This window comes from Corynebacterium sp. P3-F1, assembly GCF_030503635.1.
Lineage (GTDB): Bacteria > Actinomycetota > Actinomycetes > Mycobacteriales > Mycobacteriaceae > Corynebacterium.
This window is the reverse complement of record NZ_CP129965.1, coordinates 1,131,030-1,150,667: the sequence shown is the minus strand read 5'-3', so window position 1 is coordinate 1,150,667 and position 19,638 is coordinate 1,131,030. Positions and strand designations below refer to the sequence as shown.

The 19,638-nt window shown below is 61.4% G+C and carries 10 protein-coding genes and 1 pseudogene; 6 read left to right on the top strand and 5 right to left on the bottom strand.

The features are described from left to right. Positions 1 to 10: 10 nt before the first annotated feature. The 5 genes from QYQ98_RS05340 to QYQ98_RS05320 are packed head-to-tail and all read right to left on the bottom strand — an operon-like array spanning position 11 to position 4,674. The gene (locus QYQ98_RS05340) at positions 11 to 853 is read right to left on the bottom strand and encodes a 2,3-dihydro-2,3-dihydroxybenzoate dehydrogenase (RefSeq protein WP_049780521.1); all 843 of its coding nucleotides are present in this window, start codon (positions 851 to 853) and stop codon (positions 11 to 13) included. A gap of 29 nt (positions 854 to 882) precedes the next feature. Continuing rightward, the gene (locus QYQ98_RS05335; RefSeq protein WP_256019846.1) at positions 883 to 1,758 is read right to left on the bottom strand and encodes an ABC transporter ATP-binding protein; all 876 of its coding nucleotides are present in this window, start codon (positions 1,756 to 1,758) and stop codon (positions 883 to 885) included. Then, positions 1,755 to 2,858: an iron chelate uptake ABC transporter family permease subunit gene (locus QYQ98_RS05330; RefSeq protein WP_256019848.1), complete on the bottom strand. Its 1,104-nt coding sequence runs from the start codon at positions 2,856 to 2,858 to the stop codon at positions 1,755 to 1,757. The genes QYQ98_RS05335 and QYQ98_RS05330 overlap by 4 nt, the downstream gene beginning before the upstream one ends. Continuing rightward, on the bottom strand, positions 2,858 to 3,883 hold the full coding sequence (locus QYQ98_RS05325; RefSeq protein ID WP_011274154.1) for an iron ABC transporter permease: 1,026 nt from the start codon (positions 3,881 to 3,883) through the stop codon (positions 2,858 to 2,860). The genes QYQ98_RS05330 and QYQ98_RS05325 overlap by 1 nt, the downstream gene beginning before the upstream one ends. Further along, positions 3,880 to 4,674, bottom strand: coding sequence for a GNAT family N-acetyltransferase (locus tag QYQ98_RS05320; protein WP_034984982.1), 795 nt, complete (start codon positions 4,672 to 4,674; stop codon positions 3,880 to 3,882). The genes QYQ98_RS05325 and QYQ98_RS05320 overlap by 4 nt, the downstream gene beginning before the upstream one ends. 69 nt (positions 4,675 to 4,743) lie before the next feature. On the opposite strand from QYQ98_RS05320, the gene QYQ98_RS05315 reads away from it, so the two are divergent. The 6 genes and pseudogenes from QYQ98_RS05315 to QYQ98_RS05290 all read left to right on the top strand — a co-directional run. After that, entirely contained in the window at positions 4,744 to 6,147 is a 1,404-nt protein-coding gene (locus tag QYQ98_RS05315; protein ID WP_253579595.1) for a SidA/IucD/PvdA family monooxygenase, read from the top strand. After that, positions 6,144 to 7,811 (top strand): amino acid adenylation domain-containing protein, encoded by a 1,668-nt coding sequence (locus QYQ98_RS05310; protein WP_011274151.1) that lies wholly within the window; start codon positions 6,144 to 6,146, stop codon positions 7,809 to 7,811. Before QYQ98_RS05315 ends, QYQ98_RS05310 begins: the two co-directional genes overlap by 4 nt. A 94-nt stretch (positions 7,812 to 7,905) precedes the next feature. Beyond that, the gene (locus tag QYQ98_RS05305; protein ID WP_011274150.1) at positions 7,906 to 8,913 is read left to right on the top strand and encodes an ABC transporter substrate-binding protein; all 1,008 of its coding nucleotides are present in this window, start codon (positions 7,906 to 7,908) and stop codon (positions 8,911 to 8,913) included. Then, complete coding sequence (locus QYQ98_RS05300) at positions 8,868 to 16,415, top strand: condensation domain-containing protein (protein ID WP_256019851.1); 7,548 nt, start codon at positions 8,868 to 8,870, stop codon at positions 16,413 to 16,415. Before QYQ98_RS05305 ends, QYQ98_RS05300 begins: the two co-directional genes overlap by 46 nt. Before the next feature lie 57 nt (positions 16,416 to 16,472). Beyond that, positions 16,473 to 18,530 (top strand): siderophore-interacting protein, encoded by a 2,058-nt coding sequence (locus QYQ98_RS05295; protein ID WP_253579591.1) that lies wholly within the window; start codon positions 16,473 to 16,475, stop codon positions 18,528 to 18,530. A 317-nt stretch (positions 18,531 to 18,847) separates the two neighbouring features. Next, positions 18,848 to 19,201, top strand: a pseudogene (locus QYQ98_RS05290) (iron-siderophore ABC transporter substrate-binding protein); the annotation flags it as partial. Positions 19,202 to 19,638: the final 437 nt, after the last annotated feature.

Here is a 19,638-nt window from a genome sequence, read left to right as displayed (position 1 = left end):
GGTACAGAGGCTAGGCATCTAGGGTGGCGCCACCATCAACACGGAGGTCGTGCATGGTGATGTGGCAGGCTGCAGGGGAGATAAGAAAGAGGCATGCTGCCGCGATATCTTCTGGCTGCGCGATGCGTTGTAAGGGGATGCCTAACCGGTAGTCCTCCGGTACACCGGCAAGGGTCTGCGCGGCTCGATCCTCGCCGTGCCAGCTGGTGCGTAGCATCGCGGTGTCTGTGGAACCAGGGGATACGCTGTTGCAGCGCACCCCGTGTGGGGCGCACTCTAGCGCCAGAGTTTTCAACCAGGCAGTCGCTGCCGCTTTGGAAGCTCCATAGGAGGCCATGCGTGCCCGGGGCTGTGCTGCTGCATTGGAAGTCACTGCCACAATTGCTCCAGTGCCGCGATCCACCATGTGCTGGGCGATTGCGGAGCATGTGCGGGCTAAGCCGGTGACGTTGACAGCGAAGTTGTTTTCCCAGGCTCCGGTCTCGTCGGGGTCCGTACCGATACCCGAGACTGTGTCAACTGTGTCAACTGCCGTGGGGCCCGTCAGTGCGCTATCTGGGATTAAGGTTCCCGCGCAGTGGATGAGTGCATCAATGTGCCCGTGAGCTGCCAGTGCTTTCGACAGGTGGCTTTCCACGCTGCGTGGGTCAGTCGGGTTTGAAGAGGTGATGTCTACTTCCGGTAGATCCCAGCCGATCACGGTGTGATCGTTCTGTCGTAGCAGGCGCACACACTCGCGGCCGATGCCTCCAGCAGCACCTGTCACGATCACCGTTTGTTGTAGTTGCGCTTGCTCCGGCGGCGACTCGGTTGGCTGCCGTGTGGCTAGGTGCGGAGGAATGTTGAAATCCATAGCGGACACTGTAATCGACTTAGGTTAGGCTAATCAACGGTGTTATTTTTGGATTTCTTGAGAGGGATGATGAGCGGGTCGCCAGTCTCCGGATCTTCGATCACCCGTGCTCGCAGGTCGAAAGCCCGCTGCAGTAGCTCTGCAGTAATGATCTCCGAAGGCGAACCGGAGGCCATCACCTGGCCTTCATTCATGACCACTAGATAATCGGAATAACGCACCGCAAGATTTAGATCGTGCAGCACCATAACCACGGTGCGGCCAAGCCGTTGGCACAGGTCCTCAACCAGTTCCAAGATGTCCACGGAAGTCGCCAGGTCTAAGTAGGTGGTCGGCTCGTCGAGGAAAAGGATGTCGGTGTTCTGCGTCAACACCATGGAAATCCACACGCGCTGGCGCTGGCCGCCAGAGAGTTCATCCAGCGTGCGGTTAGCAAGATCCTTGGAATCTGTTTGCTCCAGGGCCTCGAGTACCGCCCCTTCGTCCGTGGAAGACCATTGCCGGAACCACGCCTGGTGTGGGTGCCGCCCGCGAGCCACCAGATCGGAGACCAGCAGGCCCTCTGGGGCCACGGGCGATTGGGGAAGTACGCCCAATAGTCGGGCGACCTCCTTGCGTTTCATGGCCGTGATGTCCTGGTTATTCACACGAACGGTTCCCGTATTGAGGTCAAGTAGGCCGGACATGGCACGCAGCAATGTGGACTTACCGCAGCCGTTGGGCCCCACGATGGTAGTAATCTTGCCCGCCGGGAACGTGGCGCTAAGGTCGCGGATGATGGTGCGCTCGCCGTAGCCCACCGTGATCGAGGACGCAACTACGCCGCTGGTGTCGCTTGGCTGTGCTGTATTTGGTAGTGCCGTGTTGTGCTGTGCTGTATTTGGCTGGGGTGTGGAAGAGGTCATGCGTCTGTGCTCCTAGTGCGTTGAACGAGCAGATAGACGAGGAAGATGCCACCTAGGGCGGAGGTCACAATGCCCACCGGAAGTTCCACCGGCAGAATCGCTTGGGTGACGATGTCCGCCCCCAGCAGCAGTACTGCACCGGTGAGCGCCGAAGCCGCAAGCGGTGGGGTGGGTACGCCGCACATTCGAAGGGCCACCTGGGGTGCTACGAAGGCGACGAAGCCGATGGGGCCGGCGGCGGAGACTGCTACCGCAGCTAGGGCCACGGCCAGCGCCAGCATCGCGACCTGTACACCGTTGACCCGCTGGCCGAGTGCCCGAGCCAGATCGGGTCCCAAAGTGGTGGCCAGCGCCTGGTAGCCGATCCAGGCCAGTAGGGGACAGCACGCGATCACCAGAATCACCATCGGGATGGTGGTATTCCAGCCCGCTGTGGCCAAGGAGCCTGTGAGCCAGAACTGCGCTTGGGTAGCATTCCGTAGCTCCGAGCGGATCATAAGGAAATTGATGTAGGAACTGAGCAGCGCGGTGATGATGATGCCAAAGAGCACTAGTCGGTAGGAATCCGCCTGGCGCCGCCACGCCAGTGCCCAGATCGCTGTAGCGCTGAGTATCGCCCCTAGTAGTGCGGCCAGAGGGATTCCGATTCCGGACAGCCAGCTGAGAAATCCGCTGCCACCGCCGAGGACGATGACCGTCACGGCCATGGCTGAGGCGCCCGTGGTGATACCAAGGATATCCGGGCTGGCCAGTGCGTTGCGGGTGACTGTCTGAGTTAGCGCGCCAGAAAGCCCCAAAGCACTGCCGACCGCGATGGCGGTTGCTACACGGGGCATGCGCCAGTCCAGGACCACTAGCCTTTCCACGCGGTTTCCATCCCCGCGGAAGACAACCTCCAGCACTCGGGAAACGGAGATGGGGAAATCACCTAGTCCAATGGAAAATGCTCCCAAGAAAACGATAAGGGCCGCGGCAATGAGGCATACAAGCAGCACTCGTGGGCGCCAAACGAAGGAGATTGGCCCGACCCTGAATGCCGGACGGCCTGGAAACCGCTCGGTAGCGGTGAGCCTATTGCGCGAAGTCTTGTTGAGCCCCATCAGAGCGTCGCCACCTTCTTTCGGTAAATCAAGACGATGAAGAACGGTGCACCCACGAACGCCAGTACAATGCCCACCTGGAGCTCGCCGGGCCGGGCGATGAGGCGCCCCACCACGTCCGCGTAAAGAAGTAGTGCTGCACCGGCTAGCGCGGAGTACGGCAGAATCCACTTGTAATCCGGGCCGGTGAGGGCTCGGACGATATGGGGTACCACCAGGCCGATGAAGCCCAGCGGTCCTGCAGCGGCAGTGGCTGCACCTGCCAGCAGTGCGATGATGCCCATGCCACCTAGTCGCGCGGCCGCAGTGTTGATACCTAAGCCAGCAGCCACGTCGTCGCCCAGATTTAGGATGTTCAGCTGCGGGCCCGTGGCAAAGGCCAGGATCAACCCCAGAACCACAAACGGCAAGACGCTGAGCGCGATGTTCATATCCCGGCCCGCTAGGGAACCGACGGTCCAGAAGCGCATCCTATCCAGGTTGTTTTCACTTGTGAGAACGAAGGCGCTCGTGATGGCACTTAGCACTGCCGACAGCGCGGCTCCGCCCAGCACGAGGGTCAGGGGATTTACCGTGGCTCTGCCCGCGGAAGCTAGGCCGAAGACCAGCGCCGTCGCCGCGATTGCACCAAGGAAGGCAACCACCGCAGTCGCCCAAGGCGCGCTGATGCCCAACAGGGCGTAGCTGGCCACCACGCTCAGTGCCGCGCCGGAACTGATTCCCAGTATCCCCGGATCCGCCAGGGGATTGCGGGTATGTCCCTGGATTAGGGCGCCGGCTACGCCTAGTGCCGCGCCCACGATAATGGCCAATATGGTGCGTGGCAGGCGCAGCTCGGCGACCACGCGTTGGTTGACTGGAACCTCCTCCGGGGAGCTACTGGTAGCCGGGAGATCCCGAAGTGCAGCCCACACGTCCTCTGCGGGGATGGAACGGGCGCCGTACAGGAAACTGCAGATCGTGCCACTGACGACCAGTAGGAGTAGTACCCCCAGACCCAGTAGGCGGCTGGTGCGCACACTCATGGCGTGGCCTCCAATCGCTGTTGCGGCTCACGCCCTGCGCTAGGCCGTGTTAAGCCGAACAACCGTACGCGCCGGTCTGCCCGCTGCTGTCGCTCGCCGAAATCTTGGAAACTGGCCTTGGCCAGCGCCCGGTGCGTGCGGGTGTTGCGATAGTCCGGCTCGCCAAGCACCAGCTGGCACTGCGGGTCTTGCTCTAGCAGTGCTGCGGCCAGCTTGCTCAGAAAAGAAGAGAAGATCCCATGGCCAGTCAGTTCTGGCTTGCCGATTGCGATATGGGCTCCCAGGTCGTGGGGTTGAGAGAGATAGCTGCTGCCAATCTCGTCCCGGTGCGGACGATAGATTTCCACGTACCCCACCGGGGTTGTGGCGTCATTCTCGTCAGACGGTGTAGGAGCTGCGGAGGCATCGCCCCTCGTGGCTTCCTTTGCAGCCCGGATGTGGGGGGAGCGGGGTATCGAATAGGACAGTATTGCGGCGCGAGCGTAGGTGGTGTGAGTTTTTGCGACCCAGTCCTGGCGCCAGCGTTCGGCTGGCCAGGGTTGTTCCCACGTCTCGCGCAAGTGAGGGCGGGACATCCACTCGGCCACCAGATCGGCATCGGAAGATTCGGGATCTGGGTCCGCAGGGCGTAGGGAAAAGGGAGGGTTCATCTGCGGTAACGGTGGCGGGGAAGGGAGGAAATCCGCTGTCGGGATGTCGTGGCGCAACCGGGCCAGTATTTCCTCCGGGCGGGGTTGGGGGCTTCCTGTGAGCAGTGACTCAGGCTGTTGCTGGGGGTCATTGTCAATCATGGGTAAGCATACTACCGTCTATGTGTAAGGTAAGCCTTCACTTGGTAAGGGAATGGTAAGTTGAAATCATTGGCGATCATCGGAGCGGGGCCAAAAGCGCTAGCCGTTCAGGCGAAACTCCACGCTCTGCGCAGCCTGGGCGTTCCAACCCCGGAAGTAACCGTGCTGGATCCGCACGGCATTGGCGGTAATTGGAAGCCTTGCGGTGGGTGGACGGACGGGCGGCAGTTGCTGGGAACCTCGCCCGATAAAGATCTGGGATTTCCCTACCGCACGCGCATCGCGGGCGAGCTCAACGAGGCCGTGGACCGGAGCATGCTGGGGCTTAGCTGGGTGCGCTTCCTTACGGAGTCGGATCGTTATGCCTCTTGGATCGACCGTGGCCACCCCAACCCACCGCACTACCTGTGGGCTAGCTACCTGGAGTGGGCGGCGCAAAAGATGGGAATGCGGGTGGTTCCAGCAACGGTGCGGCTACTCGACGTGACCACTGAAAGTAGTGCCACTAGCCCTACGGGCACGGCCACCGGCACTGCCTCCCAGCCCTGCCGGTGGCGCCTCACTGCCGAGGACACACGTGGCGCCGAGTTCACTCTGGAGGCCGATAGTGTGCTCGTTACCGGCCCTGGCCGTAGCAACGGCAAAATTTCGGATGTTCCGGGTGTGCTCTCTGTGGCAGAATTTTGGGATCTCAAGGCGCGTGGAAGCCTCCCCGAGGTCCCTCGTGTTGTGGTGGTCGGTACTGGGGAATCTGCAGCTTCCGTGTTGGACCAGCTAATTCACCTCAATATTGAGGAAGCTCTGGCCGTATCGCCCCTGGCCACGATGTTCAGTCGTGGGGAGAGTCAATTCGAAAACGAGTTGTATACAGATCCGCGCAAATGGGTGACACTCAGCGAAGCAGCGCGTAGAGACTTCATCCGCAGAACCGACCGTGGGGTGCTTTCTGTGCGGGTGCAGCAGGTGTTAGATTCCGATGATCGCGTGGCACATCGCCGTGGCGTTGTCCGCCGTGTGGAGCTGGCGAGCTCGCCGGACGCTGATTTTCGACTGCGGGTGCATATTGATGATGAAGTGTGTGGCTCCTACACCGAGCTGTGCGATCTCGTCATTGACGCTCGCGGTGGTAGGCCCTTGTGGTTCTGTGATGTGATGACGCCACAGGTGCGCCTCCTCCTGGAGCGCGCACTAGGCAACCAGTCCGATGCAGCGCTGAGCTCCGTTCCGGCCTGGGAGGCCAGTATTGGGGCAGATCTGGCAGTGGAGGGATTGGTTCCGCACCTGTTTGTTCCGGCACTGGCAGCTATGCGCCAGGGGCCGGGGTTTGCGAACCTGAGCTGCCTGGGCGAGCTTTCCGATCGGGTAGTAGCTGGGCTCGGTGTAGGGGACGGCCTGGGCGATAATGCCGCCGATGTGCAGGCTGGCATGCGGGCTGGGGTGCAGGCTGGGGTTCGGGCGGAGGTGCGTTCATGAGTGCATTTCCAGCACCGCGGCCTCATGGCCGCCGAGTGAAGCAGCGCTATGCCACGGTGGATGCGATGATTTGTGCGGCAGTCCAGGAGTGTGGGGTAGATAGCCCACGGCTAGCGGTTACGGGGCCTGCTGGGGCCATTACTTGGCCAGAACTGGCTAGAGGTGCCAGGCGAGTGGCCGGCAGTATTAGCAGCCGCGGGCTGGGTAGAGGGGACCGGATCGCGGTACTGGCGCGCCGGGATACTCGGCTACCGGTAATGGTGGCAGGGATTCTTCACTCGGGCGCAGTCTATTGTCCATTGGAGGTGGATTCTCCAACAGAGCGTTTGCGTTGGCAGCTGGAAGATCTTCAGCCGGAGCTGGTGATGTTGCTCGGTGTGGAGCAGTCTGCGGAACAGGAGCTGCGCCGAGTCGTCGCCGAAGCTTGCGCCGCTGAAGTGTGGATTGGTGGCGCAGAGTGTGACCGCGAAAATATAGATGGATCGGGTGGCTCGCTGCAGGTGAGCGGTGCGCTGTTGGAGGTGAACACGGACATTTGCCCGGAGGATCCCTGTTACATCACGTTCACCTCAGGTTCGACCGGGCGGCCGAAGGCGGTGGTGAATACTCACCGTGGCGTAGCCTGCCATTTGGAATGGAGCGCCCGGATCGTGGGGCCTGGCGAGGAACTTCGTGTGCTGCAGAAGGCGCCGGCGGTGTTTGATGTGGGTATCGCGGAGATCCTGAACCCCCTGGCTAATGGTGGAACGGTGGTGATGCCCGATTCACAGTGGTGGATGGGGGATATCGATGGCTTTTTGGATTTGCTGGTGGATTACCAGGTCAGTGTGCTGTCGATGGTGCCGAGTATGCTCGGCACGCTGTTGGATGTCATGGACGACATGGGTGAGCCTCTGGAAAGGTTGGCTGGGCTCAAGCATCTGCTGCTAGGTGGCGAGGCTGTGCCCAGTGCGCTGGCAGAACGGTGCCTGCGACAGATCGGTTGCCGGGTGCATGGACTTTATGGGCCCACGGAGGCCGCGATGGATGTGCTGTGGGTTGAATATACCGAGGAATTGCTGGCTGAGCTGGCGGGATCCAGCGCGGGGGATGGTCGGCAACCGTCGCTGTTGGGTCTGCCTCAAGACAATGTGAGCTGTTATCTGCGCGCTGAGGATGGGAAAGAGGTTACCGATCCTGGCCAGGTGGGTGAGCTCTGCATTGCCGGGGTGCAGGTGGCTACTGGCTATTGGCGCCGCCCGGAGCTAACGGCACAATCTTTTGTGCCCAGTTGGTACCCACAGGTTGATGGCGGCCGAATGTACTGCACCGGAGATCTAGCACGATGGAACCAGGTGGGGTTGCTGGAATTCGTAGGTCGGGTGGGTGACCAGGTGAAGATCCGGGGCAACCGAGTGGAGTTGGGAGAGGTAGATGCGGCGCTGCGACGGGTTCCTGGTGTGCGGCAGGCGGCCAGTCGTGTCGTTGGCGAGGATTCACCAGTGCTGGTGGGCTATGTGGTGTGGGATCAGGAAGCAGTGGTACTACCGCCTACGGAGGTGGCTGCTGTGCTGCGCGAATCAGTACCGGAGTACATGGTTCCCAGCCGTGTAGTGGCTCTGCAGGCATTGCCGCTGAGCAGTAATGGGAAGCTGGATCGTCGTGCCCTCCCCGATCCAAATTAAGTTAAAAAGTCTCAGATTGCCCTTGTTAGCCTACCCTTGGTGATGGTAGCCTTACCTAATCTTGTTCGTTTAGTGAAATGGAAACCCATTCAGAATGAAGAACTCAAACGTTGTCCGTGCGCTCAGCATCGCCGTGCTCTCCACTACCCTGGTGTTGGGAGCCTGCAGCTCCGATGCAGATGACAAGGCGGAAAATACTTCCTCAGGCGCAAACTCCGCAGCGAATTCCGGCGATAATGCCTCCGAAGTCAACATCAAGCACGCCTGGGGGGAAGACACATACCCCGTAAACCCCGAGCGCGTCGTTGCCATTGGTCCAGCCATCGACAACCTGCTGGCTATGGGCATCAAGCCCTCCGCCGTGGTGGTGTCTGCTAAGGACATGAATGCCCCGTGGCGCGACGGCAAGTTGGATGGCGTGGAGATTATCAAGCAGACCGATTTCAAGACTCTGCCGAAGGAAGAGATCGCCGCCGCTGCTCCGGATTTCATCGTCGGGGACTACTGGACGATCTCCGAGGATAACTACGCACAGCTCTCCGAGATCGCGCCCACTCTGGGTGGTATTGGCACCGAGGGTGAGGGGATCAGCTGGAAGTCGCAGTTGAAGGAGCTCGGCAAGATCTTCAACAAGGAAGATAAAGCTCAAGAAGTCATCGACCAGGATGAGAAAGTCTTCTCCGATGCGAAGTCCGAGCTGCCGAATATCGAGGGTAAGACCGGTGTGGTCTCCCAGTTCGCTCAGGGATCCTTTGGAGCTGTGGCCGACCCGAAGGATCCAGGAGCCTCCTTTATCTACGACCTGGGTATGAAGTTCCCGGAATCTCTGACCGACGGCTCAATCGAGGTACAGCAGGGGCGCGTGACTCTGTCGCCAGAAAACGTCTCCGCCCTGGCTGCGGACTTCATGGTGATCTATAACCGCACCGGTGACATCGCGGAGGTGGAGAAGATCCCGGGCTACTCAGACCTGCCGCAGGTCAAGTCCGGCGCCACCCTGGCGGGTAACGAGGCTGTGGTTGCTGGCCTGAACACGCCGACCGCCCTGTCCCGTGCATGGGTATTGGAGCAGGTCAAGCCTACCTTGAAAGAGATCTCTTAGTCTCTTTTTCTCCAGCACCCCTCGCGAATGTGTCGCCCGGTGTGGCAGCGTGGGGTGTTTTCTTATGCCCTTTCTTGTTCTCTCACTCGCCTCCCCGCTGCCGCCCGCCGACTCACAAGGAACTTGACTTGTCTTCTACGCTGCCGTTAACGAGCGCTCAATACGGTGTCTGGAACGCCCAAAAACTCAACCCCGAATCGCCCTACTACGTGGTTGGTGAGGTACTGCACCTGGGGCCAGGGCACATCGAGCTGGAAACTCTGCAGCACTCCATCGCACAGCTGCAACAGGAAGCTGAGACATTGCGCGTGCGCGTCACGACGGATGGCCTTACCCCGCAACAATCCGTGGTACAGGAAGGCCCCGGGGTCGACCGCGTGATCGACGTGCGGCACGCCGCGGATCCCCAGCGCAGCGCGGAAGCCTGGGTAGATGCGCTACGCGCCGAATGTGCCGAGACGATGCGCACCATGGTGGATCAACCGTTGTGTCGTTATGTCATTATTCTTCTCGACGTCACCGAGACCTGGGTTGTCCAGCTTTATCATCACCTTATTGTCGATGGCTTCTCGGCTTCCCTGCTCACGCGTCGCCTTAGTCAGATTTATACCGCTCGCGTGGCAGGAAAGCAGGCTCGTCCATTCCGGGCAGCTTCGCTGTCCGAACTGGTGGCGCTGGATCAGGAGTACCGCGAATCCGCGGAGCATATCCGGGATAAACAGTATTGGACGTCCGTACTCGCACAGCTTCCGGAAGTTGCTGAGCGCGCCACGATGAATACGGCCACAAAGGCAGAAGGCACAGGGCAAACCACAATCACCACCACCATGCGCCTGGGGCCGGAGATCATGGAGAAGGCCACGAAAGCCGCTACTGATGAGCAGATTACGTGGGTAGAGCTCATGATCGCACTGTACGGGGCGTTTGTTCACCGTCTGTTGGCTCCACGCTCGACCAGCGAACAATTCCTGGCTGTGCCCGTGATGGCACGCTCGCATACGCGAGAGCTCCGCACGCCTGCAATGGCCGTCAATGTGCTGCCACTGCGAGTCAACGTCGACAATCAACAAACGGTGCAGGAGTATCTACACCATGCGGTGGAGTCGCTGCATGGTCTACTGGCCCACCAGCGACTGCGTGGAGAGAGCCTACCGCAGATCACGGGGGACTCCCGGGTGGCTGACGTGCTACACGGAGTGGGAGTGAATGCTAAGGCCTTCACCACCCGGGCGGATTTCGCGGGGGTTCCGGGGCGGTTGCGCAATGTGGCGGGTGGGCCGCCGGAGGATTTGGGATTGGTGCTCACCCCGGCCGAGGATGGCGGACTGGACATGGCTTTTGAGACGGATCCGGCCCGCGTGAGTGCCGAGCATGCGCGGGCTCGGTTGGAGGCACTGCGGGAGTTCACGTGTCAGGCGCTTGAAGACACATCCCGAAAGATCGGGGAGCTGCCACTGCATAGCCAGAGACGGCGCGTGGAAATGTTAGAGCAGCGGCGCGCCCAAGGTGTCGAAGTGGCCGAAAATAGCCGATCGCAGGACGCTCTGAGCACCGCTTTGTCCACGCTGCGAAACCACACACAGGCACATCTGGTGGTTCACACTGCCGATGGCTGGGATACCGAGCCCGGAACTGAGATGTTGGATCGCGAGATACTGGGCGCTGCAGTGCTGAACAGCAAGGATCTCCACGCTGCAGTACATCGCCTGGCTAGTTACTTTCGCCGTGAGGTTCTGGGAAGCGACAGGTGGCGCCAGGCGGAACAAGTCACCGAGCAAGATAGGGCGCGACCAGTGCTCGCTCTCGAGATGGAGCGGGGGCGCGAATTGGCCCTTGCTGTGCTAGCCGCTTTCGCCGCGGGTGTGCCCTTCGTCTATATCGATCCCACCAGTCCTGCCCAGCGCCGTGAGCAAATCCATGCGAACGCTGAACCGGTAGCTAGTGTGGATGCGGCGGCCATCCGCTACGCCCTAGCCTTGGGCAGTACCACCTCGGAGGAGAACGCCGTAGAACGGTCCGCGGAATCGGCAGCCTGTCCAGACCCGGAGCAATTGGCCTACCTGATCTATACTTCTGGATCCACCGGCAAGCCCAAGGGCGTGGAGGTTCCCCGCCGTGCCATTAGCTCTCTGTTTGCCCAACACCGCAGCGGATTGTACGACAGGCCGCACGCGGTGGTGGCGCATACGGCGTCTTTCAGTTTCGATGCAGCATTCGACCAGTTGCTGTGGCTGCTGGCGGGCCACGACGTGCACCTCTACCCAGAACAGGCCACTGGGGATGCAGACAAGCTGGTGGAACACTTCGCTACACAGCAGATCAATGTGGTGGATACGACTCCCTCCATGATGAAGGCGTTGTTGGCCGCGCAGTTATTGGAGAAAGTACCGAGCCTGCAGTTAGTGGTTTTGGGTGGCGAAGAGCTGCCCGCTGAGCTGTGGGATCACCTGGCGGCCACCGGCCTGGAGGTCGTCAATGCCTATGGCCCCACCGAAAGCACTGTAGATGCCCTTTTGGCCCGAGTGGAGCCGGGCGTGGCACACCTGGGGCGGCCCGTTGCCGGTATGCGTGCCTACCTGGTGGATAACGCCCTGCAGCTGGTAGGAGACCAAGAAGTAGGCGAACTGGTTCTAGCCGGTCCACAGCTGGCACTCGGCTACCGTGGCCTTCCGGAGGCCACCGATGCGGCGTTCAAGGAGGACGTTCGCATCGACCCGCGTCGGGCTCCGGAGCGCATTTACCGCACCGGGGATCGGGCACGATGGATTCCTGGGCGGGGCTACCAGTTTCTGGGGCGTGCCGATGAGCAAGTCGAGATCAATGGGCAGCGCGTGGAGCTGGCCGAAGTGGAAGCTGTACTAGCCAGCGTGAACGGCGTGCGGCACTGCGCCGTGGCACCACTGAATCGCAGTGGGCAGGCCACTGTGTTGGTTGCTGCGGTGGTAGGGGATTGGCCCATGGACGCTTCAGATCTGACCGCTATCCGGCACCAGTTGCAAGCTGCTTTACCCGCCGCGGCGATCCCCCGGCGCATCCATCCAGTGCGAGCGCTGCCCACCACCACCTCCGGCAAGATCGACCGGGAGGCCATCGCCGGATACGGACTGCAGCCGCCGACCGCTGGTGCGAAGGAGGATACCGCAGCTCCCGAGGCGACCGAACCCGTGGAGGTCTCTAGCGCAGGTAACGCAACTACAAGCGGTAAAAACGACCCGCTTGCACCGCTCGACCCTGCCCACCTCCTGCTGCATCGCACGGTGTGTGATGTTCTCCATCTACCGCCGCAGCAGACTGATCCTGATCAGGACTTCATCAGTTTGGGAGGGGAGAGTATTGCTGCTCTTCATGTGGCCTCTCGCGCACGTCAGCAGGGGCTGCTGTTGCAGCCGAAGGACCTAATGGGCGGCATTGCGTTAGCGCAGATCCCATTAGACTTCCGTCCTCCGCAGAATCCGCAGGCTCCCCAGGTTTCGCAGGCTGCGCGCCCGACCTTCCTTAGTTCTGGTGAAGACCTGGGCAAGGGGGGTAATTCGAGATCCAATAATGGGGACAATCAATGGCTGGATTGGGGTGTATTGCCGTGGAGTCCGGTGGCGCGCACGCAGATTGCAGCTGCGCCCACCGTGCATGCGATGCGTCGCCACGTGATGTACCGGTGGCTAGATATGCCACCCGGGTGCGGCCAAGCCGATGTGCTACGCGCGGTGGAGGTGCTTCAGCGCCGGCATGCGAGCCTGCGGATGTTGCTGGACTGGGACAACGTAGTGCAGCTGATCCCGCGTGTGCCACTGGCTAACGCCGAGGAGATTGTGGTGGAGCTTGCGCCGGACGGCCCAGATCCGGTGGAGCAGCTGGCCGCCGGCATAGCCCCCGATGGTGGAGTGATGTGGCAGGTCGGACTGTGCAGGGAAGGCGCGCTGGTGATGGTGCACCACCTGGCGATCGATGCGCTGTCCTGGCCGAACCTGCAGCGCGAGTGGAATGCTGTATTAATTGACGCCAACGTGAAGCTTCCCGCGCTCACCGGCCTCCTGCGCGCCCACGGGATGCAGCGTGCCGTGGAGCACCAGGCCGTGCAGAACGTGCCACCGGGATCGGCGGAGCTGTCGGTCTTGCCGGAGTTGCCGGAGAAACTGCTATGCCCACGGGGGCAGGCCACGATGATGTGGCGAAATATTGCGATGCCGGACGCTGCGGCGATGAGTTCCGAGCTGGCGCAGCGTTTTCGAACAGACCGACAGGTCGTGGTGGTGTCATTGTTAGCGCAAGCGCTACAGGCCGTAGGTTTGACCGAGCTTCAGCTGGTGGTGGAAGGGCACGGCCGCGATGGCGGCACCGGTGCCACTCGTTCTGGTGACTATGGCAGCACCGGTAGCGCGGTGGATTGCATGGAGCTGATCGGTTGGTTCACTACGGAGGAGCGTTGGGCTTTCTCTGCGAGGGCTGACGGTGCCTCCGTTCATTCATCCGCCAATTCTCCGAGGTTTATGGCAGCGTGGGTTCGCGCTGGGCGCGAGGCCGAGTCGCAGGCTCAGCCGTGGGATCCAGCTTCGTGCCCTCCAAACCGTCGTGTGGTGATTAATGTTCTGGATGCACAGCCGGAGGAGAGCTTCGGCGTGTTGGAATCCGACGACCGGCGGATGACGGAGGCTCTGACGATAAATGTCTTCCTCACCTCGGACGGCGCAGACGTGGAATACGTGGCGGACCTGGCAGCACTCAGGGATGCATCCCCGACCGTGCTGGAGAAACTGCACGAACAGCTACAGCGTGCGGCGCGGGACCTGCTGGTCGCGGATCGGTTGGTACTGCGCCAAGCACTGCCTAGCGACTACCGGGCATTCGATACACAGCCGACGAACCCTCGGCTAGGCCACAGCTCAACCAACCAGCCCACACCGACCCTCAGCGTTGCTCATCTACGCTCCCTGGAAGCCGCCCACGGTCCCCTGGAAGACATTGTCCCGGCTACTGCCTCCCAGCAGGGGCTGCTGTTCCACGGATTGGCCGGAACCGACCGCTACGTCATTGCCGCCGCCGTGGACCTTACTGGTGTGGCCTCCCCAGAGCTTATCCACCAGTCGATGCGGGCAATTCTGCGCCGCCACGCAGCACTGCGCGCCGTGTTCGATTGCAGCGACCTCCCGCTGATGCTGATTCCGGAGCGGCTCGATCTGCCCTGGACAATCCACGACTGCAGAGACTTCTCACCGGCTGCAGCTCATGCGTTCGTGGAACAGCTACGGGAGTTGCGCGGCCACCGCGCCGTGGACCTGGAATCCGGCCCGCTAGTCACCGCAGACCTGGTGCTGTTGCCAGAGAGTAACCGACTAGAAACCAACCGCCCTGCCACACTTGTGCTGGGCAGCCATCACATCCTCACCGATGGCTGGTCCACCGCCGTGATGCTGCAGGATTTGCAGCGACTGCTAAGCGGCGAGGATCTGGACCCCGCACCCTCCTTCGCGGAATTTGCTCGAAGCCTGTGCCAACGCAGCGTCGAACAACTGGAGCGGGAACACCGCGCCTGGCAACAGATTTTCACCGGCACCGATCAGCCCCATGAGGCCAGCCGCACAGGCGAGCACGGAGGTGTGATTGCGGGCTTGCGGCCGGTGGCGTCAAGTAAAAAGAGCACAACAGAAGCCCCAGAGGTGCCGCACGTACTGCACCGCGACACAGATGGGCGGGTGGCAACCGCCGCGGCGAGCCTAGGAACCACACCCAGTGTACTGGTACAAACCGCATGGTTGCTCACGCTGGCTGCGATGCATGGTGGGCGCCGAGTGACTACGGGGGTGACTCTTTCCGGCCGGTCCGCGGAGCAGCCGCGAATGGCTAGTGCGGTGGGCATGTTCATCACCACACTCCCGTTGCACGTACAACTCGAACCGGGGCACACGCTGCGCCATACCGTGCGACAGGTGGCAGATACCATGGCGCTGATCAGCGAGAACCAGACCACGCCGCTACAGGAGATCGAGACCCTGGTGGGAAGTGCACCGTTGTTCGACACCGCGGTGGTGTACGACCATCACGCACACTTCGGTGCACCGAGCGGTCCACACACAGTGGAGACCTCCGAGTCGTGCCTGCGCATCCAGGGGCTGCGCACCAGCGGTCGCACGCATTACCCGCTGACTGTCGTGTGCCCGCCCGGGGACGTTTTGGAAATTACGCTGGTGCACCGTCCGGATGTGGTGGAACGCATTCTTCCTGACGCCGCCGCGAGGTGGTTCGGCACATTCCTCAATGCACTGTGCGACGCCGCCACCGGTAGGGATCTCCGGTTGGTGGAGTTGCTTCCGGAGCGCGGCGAGTTTGAGGAGCCAGCGGACGGGCAAATAGAAGTAGATGGGCACAGCGAAGTAGAGGAAGCGGATACGTGCAATACCGGTAACCGGGAGCTTTCTGAGGACAACCCCGTATGCGCCCAGGTGCAGGCCGCCATGGAGAGCTTGCTAGGCAACCCGATCGGCCCCGAAGAGAACTTCTTCACCTCCGGTGGTGACTCCCTGCTGGCCATGCGTTTGATGGGTGTGCTGCGCAAGCAGGGCATGCAGTTGAAGATCCAGGACATTGTGGATGCTGGTACTCCGGCAGCCATCGCGGAACGGCTGGGGCAGGGCACTGGTGGAGCTATGAAGGCTAAGCAGCCGCCGAAGCCGCAGCAATCCCAGCGCTTACAGACTGCCGAGCATTCGCAACGCCGCCCGGTGTGGTGCCTCCATCCGATCGGCGGACATGGCTTGGCCTTCGCCCCGCTGGCCAGCCTTCTGGCGGACACTGAGTTCGACACCCGCCTGATCGAACTACCGTCCCCGCTACCCCAGGTGGGAACACTGGCCGAGCTAGCGGAGCTCTACACCGAACAGATCCTGGCCGAGCAACAAGAAGGACCCTTCACGTTGGTGGGCTACTCCTTCGGTGGCGTGGTGGCTGAAAACATCGCTGCCGCGTTGCAGCGCCGGGGCTATGAGGTGCGGTTCTTAGGAATTCTTGACGCCTACCCCAGCGGCAGCAGCCCCAGCTCCGGTACGCATTCCTGGCCGCCGGGCACGCCCGATGGCAGGACAGCCTTTGGTGACTACGACGTTCGGGCAATTGCGCGTGCCGATGGGATGTCACACGAATTGGGCACTGTGGGCGTCGATATAGAAAGCAACATCCGTTTCTGCATGCAGATGCTGCACACAGCAGCACCCACCAGCTACGAAGGCCGGGTCGAGCTAGTGGTGGCAACGCAAAACAACAGTGATGTGGCACACGGGCAGTGGGATCCGGCTGCTGCGTGGAGGCGCCGTCCGGGGGCGTATCCGGTGCGGGTGAGCGAGCTTGAACTTACGCACGCGCAGCTGGTGAAAGCCGATGGCTGGAAGAACGTTTTCCAGCAATGGGCACCGCGGCTGCTGAACAAGAGTTCGGCTGACCGGCCAGCACCCGAGGCGACAGGCATCGACCCTGCGCATGCCGCCCCACCGCATGCCGACCCTGCGCACTGACCCGCTACACACCGACTCACCGCACACCGCCAACCCAGAAACGAGAAAGGAATGACCATGGCGAGGAATAGCCGAGACAGGGAAATCTACCCCATTACGATCCGCGAACTGCAGGTCGATGACATCGAGGACATCACACCAGGGATGCGTCGCATTACTCTGACGGGCGAACAACTACGCGCCCATAGTGCGTTCGGCGTAGACGCACCACCGCTAGTCAGCGATGGTTTCGACGACGATATCCGCATCATCTTCCCAGACCCGGCCACCGGGGAGCGCCCTCACCCCATCACACGGGAGGACGCGACGGTGCTATGGCAAGAGGAGGTCAAAGATCTGTTTCGGACATATACCGTCCGTTCATTCGACGCCTCCCAGGGCCGCCTCGTCGTAGACTTCGCGCGGCATGGCCAAGGCCTGGCCGAGGACTGGTCCGTACGAGCTCGACCGGGAGATCTCCTGTATATCGCAGGGCCGAAGTCTTGCGCAGCGCTGCCCACCCACACTCCGTGGCTACTGATGGTGGGCGACGAGACGGCGCTGCCGGCGATTGCTCGCTGTATAGAGTCTTTGCCCGCCGGGTATAGGGCAGTGGCGATTATTGAGGTAGCCACGCGGGCACATGTCCAGCGACTGGAGTTCGAAGCACAGGTGGACATTCACTGGCAGGTGCGAGACGAGGGCGGGGACTTCGTGGCGAAAGCTACCGAGTTGTACGGAGAACACCCAGAGTGGGCGGCCGAGCCCGCCGCGATGCCCTATGTATGGGCTGCGGGAGAGGCCGGGCGATTGAAGGCGATCCGACGCTGGGTTCGAGCTCTGGGGATTCCGCGGGAAAACGTGGAGATTACGGGGTACTGGCGCGCAATGGCACCGGCACAATCGGAAGCAGGGGCGACGGCTACGCAGGGCGACAGTGAGGGGGCGGAGACAGGGGCTGTGACGAGCCACCGTAATGCGGTGATTGAGCTGCATGAACTCACCGAGATGGGGTCGGCGATTCTGGTGCGCCAAGCCGTAGGGTTGGGGATTTTTGGCCTGATTGATGAGGGCGCGGATCGAGTGGATCAACTGGCCGCAGCAACTGGCCTGCAGCAGGAGCTGGCTCTCCGGATTGCGCGTTACTTGGAGGCAGTGGGGTTAGTGACTTTGTCGGCGGATGCAGCACTGGATAGCTCAGCGGAGGATGTGGCGGACCAACGGGCGGTTCGAATCGGCCTCACTGCGCTGGGCAGCGAGTTAGCAAACCCGGATTCTCCAGTAAGGGATTGGATTGCCGGGCCGGCAGCCGCCAAGACCGCAGCACTTGGCCAGCTAGGGCAGGCACTGCAGAATCCGGCTGATACGGGCGAGCACCGCTGGGACTACATTGTGCAAACCCAGCCACAACTGGCCGTGGAGGAACACGAACAGGCGGCCTCCAGCGCTCAGTGGTCGGCCCCGGCCGCAGCGGAGATTCTAAGCAGCAAGCTACTAGCGCGACAGGATGCTGGCTCGCTTCGGTGCGCGGTGGGAGGTCCGGCCGCGGCGGTGTATGCGGATGAGATTCTACGTAAGATACCGCAGGCCAACGCCGTGGTGTTGGGGTCGTTTTCGGAGGCAGAAGATGACGCAAGGATTTCAGTAGGCGCAACAACTGCAGCGATGACGGAGCCTGGGGCCAGCGCAGAGGAGGTTATGCTGCGCGATATTGCTCCACGCCGCCGGGATCGTGCTCGCTATAGTGCACTGCACGCTCCAACGGTTGGGCGTCGCGGTGAGGATGTGCGCCGGGCGGATTGGGCTGGCACAGTGGCTACTTTGTGTGAGCAGGTAGATGCTGTGGTGCTGGTTGATCCGTGGCGGCGTTGGCCAGCTATAGAGCTGCAACAGCTGGTAGCTGCCGTACTACGTTTTGGGGCGCAGCTGTTCCTGGTGACCCCAGTGTTGCAGGAAAGCGGGGCCGAGGAGCATGACTACGAGGAAGATTTATCACGCCTCGTTCTGTATGGATCGCAGCTGCCCACGGCCCGTGTGATTGCGAAGCACCTGGCTGCCGTGGGTGCGGTAGCGCGTTCGCAGCAGGCGGTGGGGTGGAGTGCCCAGCTGTTCGAGGTGGGGAGGGGAGGTAGGTAACTGCCGGTGGTCGGGCGAACCTCAGGACATTTGTCTCGGGCGAAGCGTGTGGAGGAGCGGCGGACGTTTGGTGGTTTGCTAAACCGTTTCTAAAGTGCCCCCTGTCGGCTGGCCCCTAGCGGCTGAGCTGCCTCCATATCGGCGGCCACACATCCCCCAAAATAATTAACTTAGGGCAGCCTTTTGTGTGGTTAGCCTAACCTGTGTAAGATGGGCGCGGTTGCTGAATCCACCGTAGCTGAAAGAGGCCATCAGCCCTTTGGGGCTACGGGTACTTTACAGCGCCTCAAAGAGTTCCTTACACGTTAGGCTTTCACATGTTTCGAAACAATTCGCTGACCCGTCGAGCGGCGCTGAAGACCGCCGCTGTCTTGGCAGCATCCACTCTTGTTCTGTCTGGTTGCTCCCGAGGCGATGACGCGGCGGCGTCAAAAAATGAGGGCACCGGGGACGAGCGCATCGCCGCAGTTGGCCTGGGAGACAGCGATACCTTGCTCGCTCTAGGTATCCAACCAGTCCTCGTAGCGCCCTGGGGTGCTGAGGGTGATGTTGATGCGTCTGGCGTCGGCCCATGGGCTACCGAAAAGCTCGGCGAAAACAAACCTGAGGTGGTCTACGGTACTGCCAGCGGATTCACTGCGGAAATCCTGGAGAAGATCTCTGCAGCTGACCACGCACCGGCGGGGTCTTCTGCTTTCTGTGACCTGCTTAAGTTCTAGTGGTCGTTGCAACACTGATCTGAAGGGTTGGTGTTGGTGATGACGGTGTCACGGTGGGATCCACCGGTTGAGGAGATCACTCGGTTCCACCAGTTGGTGGTGGGTGATGGTTTGTCGGTGCGTGCGGCTGGGCTGGATCTGGGATGGTCGTTAGCTACGGCGTATCGGATTGCGCATCGTGATGGGTTACCACTGCGGAATAAGACGTTGTCGTCACAGGTGGTTGACGAGATTGTTGCGTTGTTTGCCCAGAATGTCGCGCCAATGGATATTGTGCGGCGGTTGGGTGTGAATCCTTCGTCGGTATACCGGGTGGGGATATCGATTGGTGCGCGGCCCCGTCCTGCTCCTGAGGGTCGGCGGGCTGTGGCTACGGCGCGGCGAGTGGA